The organism is Streptomyces sp. NPDC041124 (genome assembly GCF_055592385.1).
The window spans coordinates 1-2,919 of record NZ_JBVIYR010000021.1; the positions used below are offsets into that span (position 1 = coordinate 1).

At 68.6% G+C, this 2,919-nt stretch carries 3 protein-coding genes; 1 reads left to right on the top strand and 2 read right to left on the bottom strand.

The features are described 5' to 3' along the window. Nucleotides 1-211: 211 nt before the first annotated feature. The gene (locus ACZ6A9_RS32470) at nt 212-1,354 is read right to left on the bottom strand and encodes an FAD-dependent monooxygenase (RefSeq protein ID WP_309052125.1); all 1,143 of its coding nucleotides are present in this window, start codon (nt 1,352-1,354) and stop codon (nt 212-214) included. 174 nt (nt 1,355-1,528) lie between these two features. Between ACZ6A9_RS32470 and ACZ6A9_RS32475 the strand changes: the two genes are divergently transcribed. Then, nucleotides 1,529-1,864 (top strand): ArsR/SmtB family transcription factor, encoded by a 336-nt coding sequence (locus ACZ6A9_RS32475; RefSeq protein WP_309052126.1) that lies wholly within the window; start codon nt 1,529-1,531, stop codon nt 1,862-1,864. A 186-nt stretch (nt 1,865-2,050) separates the two neighbouring features. Here the strand turns inward: ACZ6A9_RS32475 and ACZ6A9_RS32480 are convergent, their stop codons facing one another. Next, nucleotides 2,051-2,803 (bottom strand): transposase family protein, encoded by a 753-nt coding sequence (locus tag ACZ6A9_RS32480; RefSeq protein WP_468993297.1) that lies wholly within the window; start codon nt 2,801-2,803, stop codon nt 2,051-2,053. Nucleotides 2,804-2,919 lie beyond the last annotated feature (116 nt).

Consider the following 2,919-nt stretch of genomic DNA (forward strand, 5'->3'; position numbering starts at 1 on the left):
AGTGAGCCTTTTCCAACCTCAGGTTGAGGCGTGACGAAGGGCGGGGATCGTCTTCACGATGGCGGTGACTCGGTTGGTGCTACAGCGGAGTTTCCGCCGGGGGCGCCAGCCCTTCAGGGCGGCCATGGCTTGCTCGCATGGCGGCGCCGACCCGGTTGGGAGCTACAGGGGAGCTGCGCACCGGCCGGTGAGCGGTCGGTGCGGGCTCGGTCTACCGGTTCGCGGCTTCGCGAGTGGCGCTCCGGTGCGTGCGGCTGACCGCGCGGCCCACCGTATTGCGCACTGCGAGGCCCGGCCGGGTGCGGGGCACCATGAGCCTGGAGAGCGGACCGACGCGTCGCTGCCGTGGGCCTACCTCGCGGCGGAGACGGGACTCGTAGACGGCGAAGGCGCGGGCGTGGTCACCGGGTTGGGCGGCGAGCTCTTCCGCGAGGGCGTACGCGCCCGCCATCGCCATGCTGGACCCGTCGCCCAGCAGGGCTGTCGCCGCCGCCGCGTCCCCGAGCAGGACGACCCGTCCGCGGGACCACGAGGGCATCCGGAGGGTGGTCAGGGGGTCGAAGAACGGGGCCGGGTGGTCGAGGAAGGCCGCCACGAGTTCCGGTGCCCGCCACCCCACGCCGGCGTAGGCGTCGGCCACGGTCTGCTTGTGAAGGGCAATGTTCTTGCGGTCGTGGGGCGCCAGCCGTGCGGCCCGGAAGGTGAAGATCGCAAGCGGAGTGGTCCGCGAGGGATGGACGACCAGCATCCGGTTCGGCACAGTCAGCATCGTCATCTCACTCGGGTCCTCGACGGCGTCGGGTTTCAGCGGCACGGTCGCGCCGTACAGGCCCAGGTCGCTCGCGAACTGCCGCTCGGGTCCGAATACCAGGCGCCGTACGGTGGAGTGCATCCCGTCGGCACCGACTACCAGGTCGAAGCGCCGTGGCGCGGACCTACGGAAGGTGACGTCCACCCCGCCTTCGTCCTGGTCGAGAGCGGTGACCGTGTCGTCGAACAAGAACTCGGCCTCGGTCTGCGCCGACCGGTGGAGCACCTCGGACAGGTCGGCTCGGGTCACCTCGACCGTCGGCGCCTTGTCCGAGGTGAGCGGGAGCTGCAGGATTCGCCTGCCGCCGGGGTCGAGCAGGGTCAGTGACCGATTGCGGGTGGCGAGCCCGCGCAGCTGCGGGAGGATGCCCATGCGGTCGGCGACCGGGATCGCGGGCCCCTTCACGACGACCGCGCTGCCACCGGAGCGCAGCTGCCGGGCATGTTCGACGACCGTTGGCCGGTAGCCGTTCCGGGAGAGCCAATATGCGAGCGCGGGCCCTGCGATTCCGGCACCGACTATCAGCACCTCGGGCTTCTTCATGACGATGACCTCTCGGAGTGTCGAGGATGACCAGCTCCCCGGCGAGTGCCGGGGCCGGCTCTCAGAGCGCGGCGGGACAGGCAGCGCAACCGGAACCAAGGTACGAAAAATTTCGTACCTCAGTGGAGCACATTCTTCAGGTACGATTCAAGTCGTACCTGAAGGAGGTGCCGCGTGGCCGGGAAGAACCTGGTCGGCCCGGAGGCCGATGCGCTCGATCTGGGGACGGTGTTTCGCGCCCTCGCCGACGAGCACCGTCGTTCGGTGATGACGGAGTTGGCCGCCGACCGCAGCGACAGCGAGCGGGGCTGCAACTCGTTCAATCTTCCGATCTCGAAGCAGACCCAGACCCACCACTTCCGAGTCCTGCGCGAGGCAGGTCTCATCGACGAGATCGACTACGGCAACCGCAAGGGCATCCGACTACGACGCGCGGACATCGACAAGAGATTTCCCGGGCTGCTCACGCTCCTGGGCGCAGAGTCCCCGGGCGGTACTGCTCCTCGCTGAGCACAGCTGAGCACGCCGGAGGGGAGTCCGGGTTGAGCCGCGAGCTCGGCCGAATCCAGCCCGCGCCCGGCTCGCAAGTAGCTGGACACGACGCGGGCACAAATGGGATCGGTGTCGCTTCGACCACCGTCCCGCGCTCGTTATCGGCGCCGAACTCTTCCGCACACTGAGCCCTCTCCATCTTGATCAGCTGGTGAGTTCGAGAGTGACGATGGCGCGGACGACGGTAGTGATCCTCGTGGTGCTGCAGCGCAGTTTGCGGAGTACTCGCCAGCACTTGAGGGTGGCGATGGCGCGTTCGCCGAGGCTTCGGATCTTTGCGTGATCGCGGTTGTGGCGGCGGCGCCAGCCGCGCAGGTGCTTGCCCCGGATCGGGACGCGGACGGCGGGTCCGGCGCCCTGGTATGCCTTGTCCGCCCAGCACTTGATGCCGTCGGCGGCGAGGGCGGCGGGGATGCCGTGGGTGCGGGCCGCGGTCAGATCGTGGACGGCGCCGGGCAGGGCGTCCGAGACCCAGAGCAGTCGTCCGGCCGGGTCGGCGAGGACCTGCACGTTCACCCCGTGATGCTTCTTCTTTCCCGAGTAGTACGGGCGGTCGGCCGCAACACGGTCGATCGGCAGAAGTGTGCCGTCGAGGATCACGTACGCCTTCCTGCGGATGGTGTGCATGGCCTGCTCCAGTGTCGGGGCAAGGGTGGCCAGGAGGCCGACGGCCTCGCGTATGTAGCGGTAGACCGTCGCGATCCCGACCTGGAAGCCGGCGGCGAGGCGGTTGTAGGTGTCGCCGCAGCGTAGGTGGGCGAGTACGAGCAGAGCCTGTCGGCCGCAGCTCAGGCGGCGCCAACGAGAACCGATCCGGCGTCGGTGACCTGCCAGCAGACCGGAGAGACGACGCAGGGTACGGGTGGACAGATCGATGGCAGACGGGTAGACAAGCACACGAGCTCCTGGCGGATGCGGTGATCTTGGTCGTGAACCCGTCTACCAGGAGCTTTCTTCATGTCCGCCGCCGGGGCCCGCAGCTCAACCACCCGTCAGGTTGGAAGGGGTTCAGT